Annotated in this window: 17 protein-coding genes and 1 tRNA gene; 13 read left to right on the top strand and 5 right to left on the bottom strand. The window is 55.0% G+C overall.

Features of this window, described 5'->3' with window-relative positions:
- The first annotated feature begins 29 nt into the window (after positions 1-29).
- The 8 genes from N5098_RS02475 (at position 30) to N5098_RS02440 (ending at position 9674) form a co-directional block, all read left to right on the top strand.
- Positions 30-102, top strand: a tRNA-Asp gene (locus tag N5098_RS02475).
- A 456-nt stretch (positions 103-558) separates the two neighbouring features.
- Positions 559-2517 carry an ABC transporter substrate-binding protein gene (locus N5098_RS02470; RefSeq protein WP_267636117.1) on the top strand — a complete coding sequence of 653 codons (1959 nt, stop codon included), beginning with the start codon at positions 559-561 and terminating at the stop codon, positions 2515-2517.
- Between the two features lie 305 nt (positions 2518-2822).
- Positions 2823-3878 carry an ABC transporter permease gene (locus N5098_RS02465; protein ID WP_267636116.1) on the top strand — a complete coding sequence of 352 codons (1056 nt, stop codon included), beginning with the start codon at positions 2823-2825 and terminating at the stop codon, positions 3876-3878.
- Positions 3875-5638 carry an ABC transporter permease gene (locus tag N5098_RS02460; RefSeq protein ID WP_267636115.1) on the top strand — a complete coding sequence of 588 codons (1764 nt, stop codon included), beginning with the start codon at positions 3875-3877 and terminating at the stop codon, positions 5636-5638. The genes N5098_RS02465 and N5098_RS02460 overlap by 4 nt, the downstream gene beginning before the upstream one ends.
- Positions 5638-7005: an ABC transporter ATP-binding protein gene (locus N5098_RS02455; protein WP_267636114.1), complete on the top strand. Its 1368-nt coding sequence runs from the start codon at positions 5638-5640 to the stop codon at positions 7003-7005. The genes N5098_RS02460 and N5098_RS02455 overlap by 1 nt, the downstream gene beginning before the upstream one ends.
- Positions 7002-8345 carry an ABC transporter ATP-binding protein gene (locus N5098_RS02450; protein WP_267636113.1) on the top strand — a complete coding sequence of 448 codons (1344 nt, stop codon included), beginning with the start codon at positions 7002-7004 and terminating at the stop codon, positions 8343-8345. Before N5098_RS02455 ends, N5098_RS02450 begins: the two co-directional genes overlap by 4 nt.
- Positions 8346-8351: 6 nt before the next feature.
- A complete protein-coding gene (locus N5098_RS02445) occupies positions 8352-8894 on the top strand; it encodes a DUF7555 family protein (protein ID WP_267636112.1) in 543 nt (180 codons plus the stop codon).
- Between the two features lie 165 nt (positions 8895-9059).
- Positions 9060-9674, top strand: coding sequence for a DUF7529 family protein (locus tag N5098_RS02440; protein ID WP_267636111.1), 615 nt, complete (start codon positions 9060-9062; stop codon positions 9672-9674).
- A 12-nt stretch (positions 9675-9686) separates the two neighbouring features.
- Here the strand turns inward: N5098_RS02440 and N5098_RS02435 are convergent, their stop codons facing one another.
- Together N5098_RS02435 and N5098_RS02430 are read right to left on the bottom strand one after the other, a co-directional pair.
- Positions 9687-10415 (bottom strand): DUF429 domain-containing protein, encoded by a 729-nt coding sequence (locus N5098_RS02435; protein WP_267636110.1) that lies wholly within the window; start codon positions 10413-10415, stop codon positions 9687-9689.
- Between the two features lie 55 nt (positions 10416-10470).
- Entirely contained in the window at positions 10471-10641 is a 171-nt protein-coding gene (locus N5098_RS02430) for a hypothetical protein (protein WP_267636109.1), read from the bottom strand.
- A 187-nt stretch (positions 10642-10828) separates the two neighbouring features.
- Here N5098_RS02430 and N5098_RS02425 point away from each other — a divergent pair, with 187 nt between their 5' ends.
- On the top strand, positions 10829-12070 hold the full coding sequence (locus N5098_RS02425) for a M48 family metallopeptidase (RefSeq protein ID WP_267636108.1): 1242 nt from the start codon (positions 10829-10831) through the stop codon (positions 12068-12070).
- A gap of 40 nt (positions 12071-12110) precedes the next feature.
- Complete coding sequence (locus tag N5098_RS02420) at positions 12111-12473, top strand: HesB/IscA family protein (protein WP_267636107.1); 363 nt, start codon at positions 12111-12113, stop codon at positions 12471-12473.
- Here the strand turns inward: N5098_RS02420 and N5098_RS02415 are convergent, their stop codons facing one another.
- Positions 12474-12674, bottom strand: coding sequence for a dodecin (locus N5098_RS02415; protein WP_267636106.1), 201 nt, complete (start codon positions 12672-12674; stop codon positions 12474-12476).
- Positions 12675-12783: 109 nt separating this feature from the next.
- Here N5098_RS02415 and N5098_RS02410 point away from each other — a divergent pair, with 109 nt between their 5' ends.
- The 3 genes from N5098_RS02410 to N5098_RS02400 are packed head-to-tail and all read left to right on the top strand — an operon-like array spanning position 12784 to position 16571.
- Complete coding sequence (locus N5098_RS02410; RefSeq protein ID WP_267636105.1) at positions 12784-14388, top strand: succinic semialdehyde dehydrogenase; 1605 nt, start codon at positions 12784-12786, stop codon at positions 14386-14388.
- Positions 14385-15485 carry an SDR family oxidoreductase gene (locus N5098_RS02405; protein WP_267636104.1) on the top strand — a complete coding sequence of 367 codons (1101 nt, stop codon included), beginning with the start codon at positions 14385-14387 and terminating at the stop codon, positions 15483-15485. Before N5098_RS02410 ends, N5098_RS02405 begins: the two co-directional genes overlap by 4 nt.
- Positions 15486-15533: 48 nt before the next feature.
- The gene (locus N5098_RS02400; protein ID WP_267636103.1) at positions 15534-16571 is read left to right on the top strand and encodes a DUF5787 family protein; all 1038 of its coding nucleotides are present in this window, start codon (positions 15534-15536) and stop codon (positions 16569-16571) included.
- A 3-nt stretch (positions 16572-16574) separates the two neighbouring features.
- Here the strand turns inward: N5098_RS02400 and N5098_RS02395 are convergent, their stop codons facing one another.
- Both N5098_RS02395 and hmgA read right to left on the bottom strand, forming a co-directional pair.
- A complete protein-coding gene (locus N5098_RS02395) occupies positions 16575-16856 on the bottom strand; it encodes a ubiquitin-like small modifier protein 1 (RefSeq protein ID WP_267636102.1) in 282 nt (93 codons plus the stop codon).
- 75 nt (positions 16857-16931) lie between these two features.
- Positions 16932-18146 (bottom strand): hydroxymethylglutaryl-CoA reductase (NADPH), encoded by a 1215-nt coding sequence (hmgA, locus tag N5098_RS02390; RefSeq protein WP_267636101.1) that lies wholly within the window; start codon positions 18144-18146, stop codon positions 16932-16934.
- Between the last annotated feature and the right edge of the window lie 24 nt (positions 18147-18170).

Below are 18170 nucleotides of genomic sequence, written 5' to 3'. Positions count from 1 at the left end.
TGAAACCCAATTACAGAGTATTGCAGGAAGCCCGGATGGTGTAGTGGCCCATCATACGACCCTGTCACGGTCGTGACGCGGGTTCAAATCCCGCTCCGGGCGCTTCTCTGAATTAACCATTAAGCAGCTGCTTTTGCGTATTGTGAACGATTGTGCCAGATATTCGTAAGCAATCACAGTATCTACAAGAAATACTTATTATCTCATGCGCACGCTCGAACAGTAGCCCGACGCCGGGAACGAGCTGTCGAGAAAATGGAGGGGTGGTCTAACGTATCGAAATGGATCTACTAACCGCAACATGGTGCACTTTGCTGTAGCAACAAGAAGACAACAGACCACTCGGAGAATAGCAAAGGTGATAGAAATATCATAATTCATCTGTCATAAACTGACTAAACTATGGTATATGTGGACAAACAGTGACGTTTGCCAAGTCAAAATTGAGGCGATTTTATCACCAGGAGATGTTTCACCGATGGAAGTTGTGTATAACGGCCTGTCGAGAGAGTGTATGGCGATAATTTTATACCGTTTGGATTGGTTTGTCAGTATAGAATGTCCAGAAACGCAGACGGCAGTAAACCGGATCGTACACGACGCCGACTTCTCGCCGCCCTGGGCGGGAGCGCCAGCGTAGCCCTCGCTGGTTGTTCAGCAATCTTTGGCGGAGACGACGAGGATGGCGAAGACGGCGGAGAAACCCCTACCCCTAGCGGAGACGGCGAAGATGGTGAAGATGGCGGTAGCAGCGACGGTGAAGATGGTGAAGATGGCGGTAGCAGCGACGGTGAAGATGGTGAAGACGGCGGAGACATGACCCACGCAGATAAGGCACAGGCTGCCTGGGAGACTGTAGCTAACAACCCCTCGCCGAAAGATCAGGACCTCCGGAACGAGGCATATGTCGAGATCGAAGAAGCTGTACGCGACGATATGGTGATGATCAACTTTGCACACGACATCACCGAGAACTTCTGGTATCCGAAGGTTGACTGGGACCGCACAGGTGCACTCGGCGGCTCCTATCACCAGCACAAGACAACCTCAGTCGAAGGGTCGGACAGGCTGCAGCTTGTTAACTCAACCAACTCTTCACTTGACCCGGTCGAATCTGACGACACCGCGTCGGCGACCGTTATCCACAAGTGTTACGATAAACTGGTCCACTACCCACAGGGCGTTCCAGAACTCCAAAATCAGGTGCTTGATTCCTTCGAACTGTCCGACGACGGACTCACCTACACGTTCAGCCTGAAAGAGGGCGTCATGTTCCAGAACGGTGACGAGTTGACTGCAAGCGACGTGAAGTACACGATTCGTCGGCTTGCAGAGGCAGACCAAAGCGTTCGTGCAGAGTTCGTCTTCGACGCACCAAACGGTGCAGGGATTGCACACGAGACCGAGACTGTCACAGACGACGAGGGTAATGAGAGCGAGGAAGTCGTGCCAGACTCGCTGGCAATTGAAATCGTCGACGACTATACGCTCAAAGTGACGACCGAAGTCCCCAACCCGGCTGTTATGGACGTCTTAACGTATCAGGCGTTCGGTATCCTGCCGGAAGGACTCATCGGAGACATTGAGGGATACGACGGAGAAGTTGGCGTCGACACGCTCCGGACCCAGCAGACGTTCGGAACAGGACCGTGGCAGCTCGAATCGTGGTCCCAAAACGAAGAGATGTTGCTGAGCCGGTTCGATGACTACTACGGCTCGACAGCAGAGCAGGCAGAAATTATTTACCGTATCGTTGAAGACCCCGAGCCACGGTGGACACTTATCCTCGAGGAGAACCTCGATATCTTCAGCATCCCGACGTCGTTCTATAACCGAAACAACTACACGGTCAACGAAACTGACGACCGTGGTCGCGGAGTAGGAACGTATTATCTCGAACAAAACGACGTTGACCTTGGCTACCAGCGGTTCACGTCGCTCGTTACCCGCTACTTTGGGTTCAACGTTGCAAACACCGAGCGACCAGTTCGAAAGGCAATCGCATACGTGCTCGGGCAGAACGAAATCAACGATCAAGTCTTCGAAGGTCGGAAAGAGCCGGCATTCAGCTTCACACCGCCGTCGATCTGGCCGACTGGAACCGACGGCTACGACCAATGGGTCTCTGAATGGCCATACGGAACAGAAGACGAACCCGGCGCAAGCAACGTCCAGGCCGCAACTCAGCTCCTCGAAGAGAATAATATCGAGGAGACTGAGTTCACCGTCACGACCTACAAGAGTCCGACCTACCAGGATGCAGCAGCACTCGTCCGAGATAAGCTCGCCTCAACAAGTGTCAACTTCACGCTCGAAGAGGCCGCGTTCTCGGACCTCATCCAGCGTGGGTACGACGGCGACCTTCAGATGTACTCGCTTGGATGGGCATGGAGCTGGGAGAGTGTCGCGTACGGTCACTTCGGCTTCGAGCCGAAAAACACCGACACCTCCGGTATGCCCGAAGACAACAACGGGTATTACCTCGACTGGCATGTCAACCTCTCGGAAAACCAGTAACACAGCAGTGTAGACCGACTCGCCGTCGAATCGTTCACTAATATTTCGTCGACATCCGTTTGTGTCCCCTTACTATAAATGATACCCTCAGCCCGACAGACGAACGTACGTCTAAACAGTTGGACAAATGGCTACAGTGGCCAGACAACCGAAAGATATTGCCGATTCATGCCGTGTGACGACAAGGCAGGAGACGGAGTCGAAAGCAGGATATATATTGCAGAGGCAAGCAACATTGGATATATGCTCCGTCAGCCGTGGAACTACAGAGAATTTCGAGACGGCCACTCCGTCGGTGAGGGACAATGAGCCGGTGGCGCTATCTCGCACAGCGCATTGCAATGTCAGTGCCGGTCGTGTTCTCTGTTATCACGTTCCTATTTTTGGTCCTCCGACTCGGGCCGCTTGATCCAATTGCTGCCCGACTTGGTCAAAATGCACAGGGTGCAAATGTACAGCGGTTGCGTGAAGAAATCGGACTAGACGACCCGCTCTGGGAACAGTTCGCAGACTACCTCGTTGAGACGGTGACGTTTTCGGGCGAATCGTGGGTGGTTCGTAACGGTACCGACGTCAGCGATATGCTTCTTGAAGTTGCTGGCCCGACCATCTGGTTGGGTGTCTGGGCTATCGTCTTGCCGCTGTTTATCGGGCTTCCACTCGGCTTCTATGCCGGCCTGCATCCCAACTCGGCAAGTGATATTATGGCGAATGTGACCGGGATAATTTGGCGGTCAATGCCAAACTTCTGGCTTGCCGTCCTCGCACTCGCGTTCCTCCGCTCAACCGGCAATGGAAGTGGACCGTTCGGGTTCGACTGGTATACCTTTGGACCAACCACCCAAAGCGCCGTCGGGACACCGAACCTCGACTTTGCTACAATTGGTGATGTATTCGGAGCGCCAATGCTCACCGGAATGGACTGGTCTGCATTTTTCGTAGACGTTAAACTCATTTTGCCTGCAGCGATTATTCTCGGTTCATCATCGATGGCTGCAGAGCTCCGGCTTGGCAGGACAGCAGTCCTCGAAAATGTCAACTCGAATTACGTGGAAACTGCCAAAGCAAAGGGCCTCAAAGGTCGAACCATCGTCTGGAAGCACGTATTCCGGAACGCCCTCATTCCACTCGTACCGATTGTTACGAATGAGGCGTTCATTCTTATCGGTGGCTCGGTCATTATGGAACAGATTTTCAACATCAACGGACTCGGCCGGATGTATTTCCGGGCGATACAGACTGCTGACGTTCCGCTTGCAGGCTCGATCGTGTTCTTGTTCACGGTAATTATCATCTTCCTTAATATTCTCCAAGATATTCTGTATACAATTATCGACCCACGGGTGGGATACGACCAATGAGCAACACAGAATCCGAACAATCCATGACTGACACAGCGGTGCGGACTGATGGTGGAACCGAGACAAAACAATCACTCCGTCAACGAGTGTTGAGTAATCCCGAACCAGCAGCCATCTGGCTTGCCGGTCTTGCATTGCTCGTTGCCGTTGAGTTGGGACGATTCGTCGATTGGGCCCTTACCATCGGCGGTGGTATCAAGTTCATACTTGATGGAATCGTGGCCACTCCCACTTGGGTTGGGTCAAACTTCGAGGGCACTCTTGGCTTTGTTGCGGGTGCAGTCGCCTCAGATATTACGTCACTGCTCTTATTGTTTATTGTCGCGGTGTTCTTGCGGGCATATCTCCCGTTTCATCCTGATGAAAAACTTGGCCTTGACCTCAGCCGGAGTCGTCATCTCTGGTTCGAGCGTGGATTCGTCACAGCAGTGCTTGCAGCCGTTGTGAGTGTACTAGTGTTTACACCGATTGGTGCTGCCCTCAAGAATGAGGTTGGCTTCTATGTTGGAATACTAGATTCGCTTGCAGACACCCAAACACTGCTCAGCAGGGAGACAATTCCCAACCACGGATACCAGACAGCAAGCGGGAGTTGGGAGGGAACGTTCCTTGGCCTCTCTGCACGGAGCGCTTGGCTCGTCCGATTTACCATGGTTTGGGTGTACGCGGCAGTTGTTATGAGTTGGCTCTGGCGCGGCTACAATGTCTACCGGGAACATTACCGAAGAATGGACTGGACGCCGCGTGACGACGTTATTGACCGGCTCCGAAGCCACAACTGGGGACGGTTTGGTCTCGTTGTCGTGATTGGCTTTATTGTGCTCGCATTGTTTGCACCGGTGATAGCGACCTATCCAATTCAAGAAAACGTGTACGAACCGTACTCACAAGATTCCGAGTTTAAATATTTCAACGAAGAGGCTGGTGAAGTCCAGACAGCACTTCATGGCGACGCGAACATCAACAGCAGGTCGCAGGGAGCTGGGTCGCAAAACGTCGGAATCAACCAATATGATGATTATGGCCGATATGCACCGCTTGGGACGACGACGTCAGGCGAGGATCTGATGACACATATCGCATACGGTGCACAGACATCACTCTCTATTGGCCTGATTGCACTGTTCCTCGCACTGGGAATAGCGATGTTGTTGTCACTGGCAAGCGCATATTACGGTGGGATAATTGACCTAATGGCGATTATCGGGACCGATACCATCATTTCCATCCCGATTTTTGTCTTGGTATTGATGATGTCCGTCGTGTTCCAGCAGGGAGATGTCTGGATTGCGGAGCCGATGGATGGAGGGTTGCTCCTCGCGCTGATTTTCGCGTTCGCATATATGCCGGGAATGTGGCGCTCAATTCGTGGCCCATCGCTACAGGTTGCCGAAGAAGAGTGGGTTGACGCGGCAAAGAGTTACGGACAGACCCCACTTGCAATCATGCGCAAGCATATGGCTCCCTACGTGATGAGCTATCTCATCATCTATGGCTCACTGCTCGTCGGTGGCATGATTATTGTCACCTCGGCGCTCTCGTTCCTCGGGTATGGGGTATCCGAGCCGACACCCGAGTGGGGCCGACTGATTGCTTCGGGACGGAACGCTGTCTCGACCCAATCGTGGCACGTCTCGACGGTGTCAGGCGCAATGATTGCGATCGTTGTGACTGGCTTTAACGCACTTGGTGACGGCATCCGCGATGCGATCGACCCGCAAGCCGAAGCAAACGCAGGTGGCTCCGGAGGTGGTGCCTGATGTCGATAGAGACAACAACACAAGACCAGCGTTCGAACGAGAAGCCGCTTATCGATGTCCGGAACCTACAAACAGCGTTTTTCACTGACAAAGAAACCATCCGAGCCGTTGATGGTATCTCAGTGAACATTGATGCAGGCGAAACTGTCGGTATCGTCGGAGAGAGTGGGTCTGGCAAGAGTGTGACCGCCCGTTCGATAATGGGACTCGTCGAAAAGCCCGGACAGATTCTCAAAGGGAGCAGTGCTCGATTCCACCAACTTGAGACTGTCAAGGCATATGCATCAGAGTTCTCGGATCATACCGTCGAAGTCTCTCAACTACGGGATCAGCACAATCCACAGGACCTGCTCGACAGAATACAGTCGGATATCTCACCCGAAACATTCGACCGAGACAACAGAAGCGATATTACGCTAACTGACATTCTCGCCGCCGGCTACGGTGACAAGTTGGGTATCACAAGCGAACGCGATTGTGTGTTCATCACAGGCCGAAGCGGTAATCGGCCAGAAAATATTACGAGCGGTTTCATCGAGCTCACGCGCCTCGAAGGAGAGATGCAACGCAAGATGCGCGGTGGCCGAATTACGATGGTGTTTCAGGACCCGCTGACGAGTCTGAACCCTGTATTTACAGTTGGAAATCAGATAAAAGAGGCCCTAGACCTACACCGCGGGCTCACCGGCGAAGAAGCAACCCGCGAAGCCGTCGAACTTCTTGAAGCAGTTGGGATTCCCGACGCTGGTCGGCGTGTCGACGAGTATCCACACCAGTTTTCGGGAGGAATGCGCCAGCGTGCCGTCATCGCGATGGCACTGGCATGTGAGCCGGAGTTACTCATCTGTGACGAGCCAACGACAGCACTCGACGTAACGATTCAGGCCCAAATCCTCGAGTTACTCGAAGAGATTCAAGAAGAGCGTGATATCGGTATTATGTTCATTACCCACGATATGGGTGTCATCGCCGAAGTATCTGATAGAGTGAATGTGATGTATGCTGGCGAGGTTATCGAGAAAGCGGACGTTATCTCGCTGTTTGAGAATCCAAAACACCCCTACACTCGTGGGCTCCTCCAATCAATACCGGGTGGACAGGGAGGAGACCGCCTACAAACAATCGAAGGGAACGTTCCGACACCGAACGAGCCCGCAGACTACTGTCGATTCGCACAGCGCTGTCCTAAAGCGTTCGACGCCTGTGACGTAGTTCACCCGAAGCACGTAGAGGTTTCTGAACAGAACGATCACACCGCCGCCTGCCTGCTGTACCCCGAAGAGAAGTCACAAGCAGGAGCAGTCAGTCTGCACAGGGAGAAAGGTAAGGCGGGAGACGGCGACAGAATGCGAGGTGAGAAGCAATGAGCCAGAACCTAGTTGAATCCGGCGCTGAGGTATCGAGCGACCGACGGCGGGAGCGTGAAAAGCTGGTCGAAATTCGCAACCTAAAGACGTACTACGGCGAGTCCGGCCTGTTTGGCGGCCGTCCAGTCAAAGCTGTCGACGGTGTTTCATTCGATATTTTCAATGGCGAAACGTTGGGGCTGGTCGGTGAGTCAGGCTGTGGGAAGACAACACTTGGTCGAACGTTGCTTCAACTCGAAGACGCAACCGGTGGCGAAGTCCGGTACGATGGAACCGACATCACCGAGTTAAGCGGCGACGAGCTTTATCAGTGGCGCCGGAATGCACAGATGGTGTTCCAAGACCCTGACTCCAGTCTTAACGACCGGATGACTGTCGGAGAGATTGTCCGGGAACCGCTTGATGTCTACGAATGGGGAACCCCCCAAGAGTGCAGAGAACACGTCAAAGAGTTGTTGGATATAGTCGGACTCCGGCCCGAGCACTACTACCGCTATCCCCACCAGTTCTCGGGAGGGCAGCGTCAACGTATCGGTATCGCTCGGACGCTCGCATTGGAGCCTGATTTTATGGTGCTTGACGAGCCGGTGAGTGCACTTGACGTCTCTGTTCAGGCCGAGATTATCAACCTACTCGAAGACCTACAAGAAGAGTTCGGGCTAACATACCTATTTATTGCGCACGACCTGTCTGTCGTCCAGCACATCTGTGACCGCGTCGCAGTCATGTATCTGGGCAACATCATGGAGATCGGACCAACAGATGAGCTATTCAACAATCCGGCAAACCCATATACACACTCGCTTCTGTCGGCCATTCCGAAGCCGGATCCAACCGCCACTGCCGATCGAATAACGCTTCACGGGACTCCCCCGAACCCACGGTATCCGCCTAATGGCTGTCCGTTCAACACGCGTTGTCCAGCCCGAATCCGCCCACCAGAGTACGAACAACTTGACGATGAGATTTGGATGGGTATCAACACACTCCGTGACGTGCTGTTAGAGCGACAGCGCGCGGACCGCTCGCTCCGGGAACGAATTCGTGAACGTCTCGGACGACAGACCCGGTTTGCAAGCGTCGATGAGACGTACGATGACCTGTTCGGACATCTGAACATTCCCCAAGATGCTGCATCGGTCCTCGACGAAATTGTCGACTATGCAGCCGATAACGACGAAGACCAAGCGCTTGCAGTCCTCACAGAAGAGTTCGGCAGTGTCTGTGAGAAAGAGTCTCCTGAGTATTCCACAGTTAGTGAGACAGGGCGACAGAGCTTCTGTCATCGCCATTCCGAGGAGCACGCTCGCCCGTCGGAAGTACTCGACGAGCGGTACTGACAGCAAATGGATAGGTCAGAGAGCCGGACAGTCGAACTAACCCGTGTTTGTGTTGACGCAGTCAGCTACGCTGTTGTTCTGACTGCTGTCATCAGTGTTGTTGCTATCATCTTGGGCATTGCAACCGGTGGTGGCTTCGTCCGCGGGAAGATCTTTCTTTTTGTCGTAGGCTGGCTGCTAATGACACTCGGGAGCGTGAAGTTGTGGCCGTCCTCGCGGTGGAAATCAGATATGCCGTCGCGTAACTTGCTCAGTTTCTCGTTTGGCTCCGATGACGAAGAACCCAATCAAAACCACGGCACGAGCGACGATGCCAGACAGTTGCGCGAGAGCATGCAAGACGCCACAAAAGGCGACGATGTACTGGAGACGCTCAGTGACAGAGACCTCTCCCGGTTCCAGCAACTTGTACAGACAGTGCCCCCCAACAGGTGGGTCCACCCGCCGTTGCCCGACAACCGCATCACGGTTGGTGGGAAGTTGTTTCTGGCAAGCTTGCTCGTGTTCGGCGTCTCATTTGCGATGGAAACATATTTTGGCGTTGTCTAAGACAGGGTACTGAGACTCGTTAGTATCGGGTTACTCCGGACAGGTCTGAGCTTTTTCGAAACAGTACAGGCAGGTCGATGACAACGGTCTATCGGGCGGGTCATGCATAGTTCTACCAGTACACAACCTCAAGAGTTATCTACCTTCGTCTCCGGAGTGTTTCACATGCCTACCGACGAGAAAACCGACGATGACAATGGTTCCCTCCCCGATGATATGGACGACATAGAAGACCCCCACGTTGGGAAAGGCGATGCCCAGAACGAAGAGTTACACAAAGCCCGTCTAGAAAGCTATGGAGACGTTCATGAACAGGCATGGCAAGCGGTCCTTGAAGAGATGGAAGTACTCGCAACAGACCGGAAAAATGACGGCTGGGAGACACACACAGTTATCGCCGCACATACAGACGCAGTTTCGAAAGACATGGGACAACACGACCGGTTTGGCCTTCATCACATCGTCCCTAACAATCACGCTGATGTGATTTCGGATATCTACGATGAGTCGGAGTTCTCCGAGTTCCTCGCTTACGGCAAGCCTATCGAATCGTTTGTGTTCTTGGTCACCGAGTTCATCGACCCGGACCGCCAGCGGTCGATATTTGTCGCCTGTTCGTACGACCCGACACGCGGGAAAGGAATGGTCGAAAACGGCGAGGAATACGGCTGCCTCAACACCTACTTCAAAACGATTGATGGGACAATTCTCGGTAAATTCACACACGAGCGTTGGGAACCGCTTGTCGGCAAAGAGCCTGAAGAGGCGACAGAACTGTAACGTCTGGTCGATTTACTGCCTGAGTGGCGTTTCCGCTCGGTAAACGAGTTCCATTGGTAGTCCCTTGGCGTCAGTCGGCGGTTCTGGTGGGAGCGAGTAAAGCGAACCGGGGCCAGGCTGTGCAGTGTATGCTAGGACAACTGCATCAAGCACATCGTCGACAGCCACGCCAGCGCCGCCCGTTTCCTCAGCGACCGCTTGGACAACCGGCGGCGCGTCAGTGTCAAACCCAGCAAGCGTTCGCATCCGTTCAGCGTACCCCGCAGCAGTTCGTTTTGGATATTCCAGCGGTTCGTCGCCAAGTGCGCGAAAGCATAGTTCGGGATGTGACTGACGGAATGTCATCCGAGCCTCAGGCACATTACGCAACAGGTCATCGACAGCCGCAATCGAATCGCTCAGTGTGAACGCTCGCTCGGAGAGGGCTGTTCCCGTTTTGCGTTCGTGAACTCGTTTTGCAGCGGGGTATCGTCGTTTTCTCGTTGCCTCCCGGACGGGAGGCTCAATCAGAGATGAAGCGCGTGAGCCCACAATATCGCTTGCGAGTATGTCACACCTTCGGCTGGCAGTTCCTTCTTCGATGAGACCGATTGGAACATCGACCAAGACCAACTCTGCGAGTTCTTCGTACTGGTACCAGAGGTCACCAATCTCTGCAAACACCTCTGCTTGGTCGTACCCATCGCTGTCGAACACAACTGCGAGCCACGAGTCATCACTCCAGTCCACACCGACGTACATATACTAAACACAGACACTGCCTCGTAAAAAGTACGTGCACCGTATTTGGTGGCTTCTATGCCAGTCCTGCAATGACGTCGCTAAACGCGATAAACACAAAACCAACGAGCAACGCCGTCGAAAGCCAGAGGGTACAGATTATTTTGAGTTCCTTCGTGAGGTCCCAGCCGTCGTCTGTGTTGGGGCTGTCAGTTGACTCTGCCGTTTGCCGCTCTTTGAGGCTCATTATTGACACTTGCAAAAATTCCTACTTGAGCCTTGTTATCTACGCCGTCAGTGTGATTTAGTAACGCGATACATGGTATTGTGGAGCATAGTTCTACTCTCGATTGAGTGAATAGACCACAACAAACATCGGAGTGGTGCGTTGACAATTACGTATGTTGAAATATCACGCCCTTCTGTTGGCACTAGTGGGTGGAACGACACTCCTCTCGACAGTGCTTTCGATACTGAATGTGCGGTACGGGGCCAGCGAAATGCATCAAAAGGCCGACTGGCTCAGAGAGTATCTTGATATTCAGGATTCTGGCGAGATTATCAACTATCAGCGTGCCGGAACTGGGCTGTCGTTGATACAGTCGTGGGTTTCTGTGGTTCTTTTGCTCGGTGCCCTGTATACGGGCGTCGTGACTGGAGCCGTCGACTGGCTGAACGAAACCGGTCTGCATCCGGCTACACAGGGAGTTCTCTTTTTTATCGGGCTGTTTGCCGCCAACCGCATCGTCGGAGTTCCATTCGACCTTTACAACACGTTCGTCATCGACGAGCAATTTAATTTCAACGAGACCTCACCGCAGCTCTGGCTTCGGGACCTCGTTGTCGAGACGTTAGTTGGGGTCGTGTTGCTCGGAACCCTCTCGGGAGCGTTACTCATACTCATCGAATTGTTCAAGACAGCACTGTGGGTGGCCGGCGGTTGGCTACTTATTGTTGCGTTCCTGTTGCTTATACAGGTGCTTTATCCACGCGTTATCGCTCCGCTGTTCAACGATTTCGAACCAGTCAAAACAGGAGAGCTCCGTGACCGAATCGAGTCGGTGTTCGACCGCGCTGGCTTCGAAGCCGAGGAGATATACACAATGGATGCCAGTCGTCGGTCAAGCCGGCTCAACGCATACTTCATCGGCTTTGGTCGGACAAAACGCGTCGTCCTTTTCGATACGCTGGTCGAGACGTTGGAAGGGGCTGAAATCGAAGGCGTTCTCGCTCACGAACTTGCCCACTGGAAGCGAAATCACATCTGGAAGCGCCTCGGAGCCACCGTTGTCCAACTTGGTGTTGTTCTCGCCGTATTGGGCTATCTGCTGACAACAGACTGGGTATTCTCTCTGTTCGACCTGCCAGCAGATGCGACGTACGCCGGCCTGTTTATCGCACTCCTGTTTGTCATGCCGATATTCGAACTCACTGCACCGCTGGTGAATAAACTCTCGCTGGCACACGAAAGAGAGGCTGACGCCTTCGCCGTCGATGTGATGGGTGAAGGCGAACCGATGGTTGGTGCGCTGTCACAGTTGGCCACTGAAAACCTATCGAACCCCTTCCCACATCCGTGGTACGCCGCGTTCAATCACCAGCACCCACCAATTCCCGAGCGAATCCGCCTCATTCAGGAGACAGCAGAGGAAGCGACCAGCGATGAAGCCACATGATGGTGTAAGAGTTAACAATGTTGGGCGAATATGATTCTGTATGAGCACCACCGAGGAGCCATCCCAGGGTACCAGTATTTCAGTGACTGAACAGGCCGCAGCAGAGGCCATAGGGCTGCTCGAAGGAGAAGGCATGGATACCGATATCGCTGGGCTTCGTCTGTACGTCCAGCAAGGTGGCTGTGCCGGGCTCTCCTATGGGATGCGTTTCGATAACGAGCCAGAAAAAGACGACACAATATTCGAGCACCACGAGTTACGCGTGTTTGTCGACCCTGCGAGCATGAATTACATCGAAGGGTCAGTTCTGGAATACGAAGGTGGCTTACAAGGCGAAGGCTTCCACGTCGAGAATCCGAACGTCGTCAGCGAGTGTGGCTGTGGCGAAAGTTTCCGCACGTAATTACGCTTCCAGTTGGAACGCTATCTCAACTTCAGCCTGGTACTCCCGTTTTTCAACAGACGCGACTTCAACCCCGAGTTCTTCTACGTCGACCCAATGAACGTTCTCTAGGGTCGTTTCGGCGCGGTCGATAGCGTCATCGATAGCATCCTCGAACGATTCTTCACTTGTTCCGATTAGGTCGATTTTCTTGAACACCATTGCATCCCCTCGTTTCGCTTGGGTGTGTTATAAAGTCTCGTGCGTTAACTTTGCTCACCTGTGCAAGCCCGTGATGTAATAATGGTTCACGCCCAAAAGAAACCACCAGATGACTCACGAGACCAAGCAGTCACCAAGGATAACAGACGCGACAGTGTCACAGGAACGACTCCAAGCCCTTTCTTCCCGGGTGAGCAGTAAAGAGAGTGGACAGCTTACTGTCCGAGAGTCAGCAACAGAGGAGCCACTCGGTACCGTTCCGAACTGTGGTCAAGCAGCTGTCGAAACGGCTGTCGAACGCACACGAAACGTACAGGAGTCTTGGGCCAACCGTGACCCCGAAGACAGAGCAGAGATACTCGACCGCTTTGGCACTCTCGTCTACGAGCACCGGGACACAGTACTCGATATCCTCCAGCTAGAGACCGGTAAATCACGAAAACATGCAGTTGAGGAAGTAGCCGATATCTCGATAAACTGCTCGTACTGTGCAAGCAACGCGCCAGATGTGCTTGCAAGTGACCGCCGCACCGGTGCCTTCCCGTTGGTCACAACAGCCAAAGTCACCTACGAGTCGGTTGGCGTCGTGGGCGTTATCTCCCCGTGGAACTACCCCGTAACACTCGCGATGGCTGACGTGATTCCGGCTCTCGTCGCCGGCAACACCGTCGTTCTCAAGCCAGACGAGCAGACGCCTTTTGTTGCGCTCATGCTCGCCGAACTCCTCGAAAAAGCAGGGCTGCCTGATGGCGTACTGGAGGTTGTCACTGGCCAAGGCGAGGTTACCGGTCCGGCACTCATCGACCAGGTTGACTATATTGCGTTTACCGGCGGGACTGAGACTGGGCGGGTTGTTGCCGAACAGGCGGGTCGGAACCTTATTGACACATCACTCGAACTCGGTGGAAAGAACCCGCTGCTTGTTCTTGACGATGCTGACCCAACGAAAACAGCTCGCGGAGCCGTTCAGGCCTGTTTCACCAACGCTGGCCAGCTCTGTCTGTCTGCCGAGCGAATCTACGTCGACGAGGCCATCTACGATGAGTTCCTCGATGCATTCGTTGGGGCCACCCGACAGCTAACCCTTGGCACGGAGCTTAGCTACGAGCCAGATGTTGGCTCTCTCATCAGCGCCGACCAGTTGGCCCGTGTCAAGAGCCATGTCAATGATGCACTCAATGATGGCGCAACGCTTCTGACAGGAGGGAGACACCGACCGGACGTTGGCCCATACGTCTATGAGCCAACAGTACTCACCGACGTTGACGACGAGACGACACTCGCCTGCGAAGAGACGTTTGGCCCTGTTGTCACCGTCGAATCAGTACCTGACACCTCAGCAGCAATTACAGCAGCGAACGACTCCGAGTACGGACTCAACGGGAGCGTCTGGACAGGTGACCGTGAGCGTGGTATCGCTGTTGCCGAGCAGGTCGACTGTGGGACAGTCTGTGTCAACGACGGATTCACCTCGGGGTGGGCAGCTGTTGATGCGCCAATGGGTGGGTTCGGCGACTCTGGGCTTGGCCGCCGACAGGGTCCCGAAGGAATCAAGCGCTTTCTCGAATCTCGGACGGTTGCGACATCGAAGGTTGGGCCACTGACCGTACCGCCGGGCATGCCCACGTCGTGGTATGCCCGCTCGCTCATGACGATGAGTCATCTCAAGGGTCGTCTCACAAAGGTACCGGGAATCGGTCGGTTACTCTCATGAGCAGCGATAGTGGACACACCCAATCAGCGCCGCCACGCACTCTCCTCACTGGCTTTCCCGGATTCCTCGGGTCAGCACTGATCAAACGACTGCTTGACCGCGGAGACGGTCCAATTGCCTGTCTCGTCCAGTCACAATACCGCGAACAGGCTCAACGCCGGGCAGCACAACTCACTGAGGATGGGGAAGAAATTCAGCTGTACGAAGGTGATATCACTGAACCGGATATCGGCCTTGGAGACGCGTTCGATTCACTCACATCGGTCACAGAGCTATACCATCTTGCCGCAGTCTACGACCTCGCTGTCGATGCCAGTCTCGCAGAGGCAGTCAACGTCGGCGGGACCGAACACGTCCTCGACGTCGCCGAGACCCTCGAGGTCGAACGGTTTCACTACGTGAGTACCTGCTACGTCAGTGGCCGGTACGACGGCCTATTCACCGGGTCTGACCTACAGGAGGGACAGTCGTTCAACAACCACTACGAACGAACGAAATTCGAGGCGGAGGTTGCAGTCCAAGAGCGCATGGCAGAGGGACTCCCAGCAACAATTTATCGTCCCGCAATCGTCGTCGGCGACAGCGAAAGCGGAGAGACACGAAAGTACGACGGCCCCTACTACATGCTCCGATTGCTCCTCGCACAGCCTGTTGCCTGCTCGGTGTTGACCAGCATTCCGGGGGCGAGCGACGCCGAGCTAAATGTCGTGCCGCGAGATTATGTTGTCGATGGAATTGCCCATCTAAGCGACCACGAGGACACCATCGGCGAAGTGTACCAGCTCTGTGACCCCGGACCGCTGTCGGTCCCTGCGTTTGTCGACGCACTTGCAGACGCAGCCGGTCATCGAGTCGTCTCGGTCCCCGGTCCAAAATCGGCAATGAAGTCGCTCCTCAACACACTTGAGGCCGGAGGATTGCCCGCCGAATCGGCAACGCTCGATTATCTCGACCACCCGACTCGCTACGCCTGTCCAAAGACCACAGCCGCCTTTGCCGGAACAGATATTGAATGCCCACCATTTGAGACCTACGTCGATGAGCTGGTCGACTTCGTCCGAGAGAACCCAGATATCCGTGACCAGGCAATGCAGTGAGCAGCGGACACAACATACAAATTCAGCACAGACCTTGTGGTAACCGACGTGAAAACGGAGTTCGGTTTCGAGTTACAGGTCTGTCAGTGGGCAGAACAGCACTGGCCACCGTCCGGAAACGACACACCAGTGGTTGTCGCCCGCCAGCTTGGGACGAAACACCGTCGGTGGGATACTGTCGTTCTGGAGTGTAATCCCGACGGACTGGCCGCCCGGGCCAACTTCGGCTCCGAGGCGTTGGATTCTGACTTACTTCATGTCGTGAGGAACGCACCCGAAGAGTGGGCATGGTACCGTGATGCGCTGCCTGACCCTGACTACCCTTGGCGATACGTTCGTGAGGCTGTCCACCGAGCAGCCGACCGGGGTGTTGTCGACCGTCGCCAGGGCTCGAACGGCCGAATCGAGCTACGCCGGAAATGGCACTATCCCAGCTGGGTTACACGTATCGTTGCTATCGAGAACAAGCCAGATCTAAACGCCAGCGCCGCCCGTGCGCTCGCTCCACAACTCGAACGTGATGTCGCTCTCGGTCTCGCGGATGAGGTCTGGGTTGCGACTCGTCGCACGGATGGCCCTGTCGAGCCGGTTTTGCTTGAAGATGTTCCTGTAGACGCTGGTATCCTCACTGTCGAGGAGGGAAACCGTGGGTCTGGAGTGGCTGAGGTAGCTTGGCAACCCCGGAGTCTCGCTCCAGTTGAGCCGGGAACACGGATTATCGAGCGCCCTGACGGAGGCGAGTTCGACGACTCTGCCTGTCGGTTTGAGGTTGCCGACGCTGACTGGAAGGCGAACAAGCGCCTCGAAATCGCCGAGCGAGCCTACGAGCGAGGATGGCGGTCCTACGCTGACTCGATGCGACCAGACTGCCGGTATTTCGAACTTGCCCCGAAAGAAGCAGTGGCGCGTCCAGCCTGTACAGCAAAGGACTCACACCAGACACAGCGTGAGTGTTCGCGTTCCTGTCCGCAGTTCGAACCCGAGCCACCAACGTGGCGACAACACGGGTGGCCAATCGACGGCGGTCCAGGGAAAGCCCTCAAGCGTCTCCTCGCCCGCCAGCGGGAGCGAGAGCGCCCCGAGTAATCGTTACCCGCCAGAGACTGGGGGAAACAGCGCACATTCGTCGATGTCAGTCACCGATGTTTCCCAGCCCCCAGCCTCATGGAACGGGTCAGCGCCGTCACAGAGCAGTCGAACGTGAGAGTGTAGTTTACCCTCATCGTCGGTAATCTCGGCGTCGAGCTCCGGGTGTGTCGCTGTGAGGGCATCTAGCGCGTCTCGAAGCGTCGGCTCGTCGGTGTCAAGAGATACTTCGACCATCGTGTCACCAGCTGTCTCGGCGAGCGTAGCGAAAAGTTTCCACCGCATACCTCCGTCTCGGCGGGCAATCACAAAAAGCGTTACTTCAACGGTCTCCAAGCGGGCTAACAAACACGTTCGTCGTCACCGGCCAAGGTCCTCATGAGCGCTTGCCAGATGGCGCGAGCAAAAGGCAGCAATCAGAGAGATTTCACCGGCGAGTGCCCCGACAGCGATAACTTCTGCGAGTGCGTCGGCATTCGCCCCGGGCGGGTCGCCGCTGCCGCCGAGGCCAAGCATCTCAAGTGCGGCTGACTGTGTCGCAAGTTTCGTTCCGCCACCGACGGTCCCAACCTCAAGCGACGCAAGCGAGATACTGGCATAGAGGCCATCTTCTCGCGCGTTCATCGTTGTAATCGCGTTCGCACCCTCGACAACTTGTGCTTCATCCTGCCCTGTCGCGAGGAACGTTGCCGCGACCGTGTTGGCGGCATGGGCGTTGAAGCCGAAGCTTCCAGCTTTTGCACTGCCGATTAAGTTCTTTCTGGTGTTCCCTTCGACCATCGCTTCCGGAGTCGTATTGAGTGTCTCCTCGACGAGGTCACGGTCGAGGACTACGTCCGCGGTCACCGTCCGTCCGCGACCCTCGACAGCGTTGATTGCGGCGGGTTTCTTATCGTTACAGAGATTGCCAGAGAGAGCAACAAGTTCGGCAGTCGTCTCGGCTTCAACAAGCTCAGCTGCCTCCCGCGTTGCGATTGTAGTCATGTTCATCCCCATCGCGTCTTTCGTGTCATAAGCAAAACGTAGATAGACGTTATCGCCGACGACGTAGGGTTCGACACCGAGCAGTTTGCCGTGGCTGGTCGTCGATTCAGCTGTCTCACGCAGTTCGTCGGTATGTTTGTCGACCCACTGAATGACAGTTTCGGCCTCGGCAACGCCACTAACTCGGAACACAGGAGCACGAGTCATGCCAGAGTCAGTAACACGGGCAGTCGCGCCCCCAGCATCGTCGATAGCCGACAGTCCGCGGTTCACACTGGCGACAAGCGCACCCTCGGTCGTTGCCAGCGGCAGATAATACTCGCCCGTCGCCGAGCCGCCGTCGACAGCCACCGGTCCAGCAACCCCAAGTGGGACCTGCGCACCACCAACCATATTCTCGACGGCCGCTCCCGAGGCCTTCGCGGCCTCAAAACTGTACGCCCCAATCGCGTCGAGGTCCGCCCCAGTCTCTTCGGCGAGGAAGCGACGGCGTGCCTCGGCAGCGGTGTCAGCATCAGCATGATCCTCCAGTTCATAGAGTCGTAGCTCGCCGGACCGAAGCTGGTCAGCGAGGTCCGCTGGGTTCGTCATGGCTTGAATCTCGGGTCCCCGTAC

It is taken from the genome of Halovenus rubra, assembly GCF_026586665.1.
Lineage (GTDB): Archaea > Halobacteriota > Halobacteria > Halobacteriales > Haloarculaceae > Halovenus > Halovenus rubra.
Note: the sequence above shows the minus strand (reverse complement) of the source record. Positions and strands in the feature narration are given on the sequence as shown.

Bases quoted from the DNA above. Each gene is read 5' to 3' on its own strand.
- N5098_RS02470 (WP_267636117.1), top strand. From the start codon at position 559: ATGTCCAGAAACGCAGACGGCAGTAAACCGGATCGTACACGACGCCGA.
- N5098_RS02465 (WP_267636116.1), top strand. From the start codon at position 2,823: ATGAGCCGGTGGCGCTATCTCGCACAGCGCATTGCAATGTCAGTGCCG.
- N5098_RS02460 (WP_267636115.1), top strand. From the start codon at position 3,875: ATGAGCAACACAGAATCCGAACAATCCATGACTGACACAGCGGTGCGG.
- N5098_RS02455 (WP_267636114.1), top strand. From the start codon at position 5,638: ATGTCGATAGAGACAACAACACAAGACCAGCGTTCGAACGAGAAGCCG.
- N5098_RS02450 (WP_267636113.1), top strand. From the start codon at position 7,002: ATGAGCCAGAACCTAGTTGAATCCGGCGCTGAGGTATCGAGCGACCGA.
- N5098_RS02445 (WP_267636112.1), top strand. From the start codon at position 8,352: ATGGATAGGTCAGAGAGCCGGACAGTCGAACTAACCCGTGTTTGTGTT.
- N5098_RS02440 (WP_267636111.1), top strand. From the start codon at position 9,060: ATGCCTACCGACGAGAAAACCGACGATGACAATGGTTCCCTCCCCGAT.
- N5098_RS02435 (WP_267636110.1), bottom strand. From the start codon at position 10,415: ATGTACGTCGGTGTGGACTGGAGTGATGACTCGTGGCTCGCAGTTGTG.
- N5098_RS02430 (WP_267636109.1), bottom strand. From the start codon at position 10,641: ATGAGCCTCAAAGAGCGGCAAACGGCAGAGTCAACTGACAGCCCCAAC.
- N5098_RS02420 (WP_267636107.1), top strand. From the start codon at position 12,111: ATGAGCACCACCGAGGAGCCATCCCAGGGTACCAGTATTTCAGTGACT.
- N5098_RS02415 (WP_267636106.1), bottom strand. From the start codon at position 12,674: ATGGTGTTCAAGAAAATCGACCTAATCGGAACAAGTGAAGAATCGTTC.
- N5098_RS02410 (WP_267636105.1), top strand. From the start codon at position 12,784: ATGACTCACGAGACCAAGCAGTCACCAAGGATAACAGACGCGACAGTG.
- N5098_RS02405 (WP_267636104.1), top strand. From the start codon at position 14,385: ATGAGCAGCGATAGTGGACACACCCAATCAGCGCCGCCACGCACTCTC.
- N5098_RS02395 (WP_267636102.1), bottom strand. From the start codon at position 16,856: ATGCGGTGGAAACTTTTCGCTACGCTCGCCGAGACAGCTGGTGACACG.
- hmgA (WP_267636101.1), bottom strand. From the start codon at position 18,146: ATGACGAACCCAGCGGACCTCGCTGACCAGCTTCGGTCCGGCGAGCTA.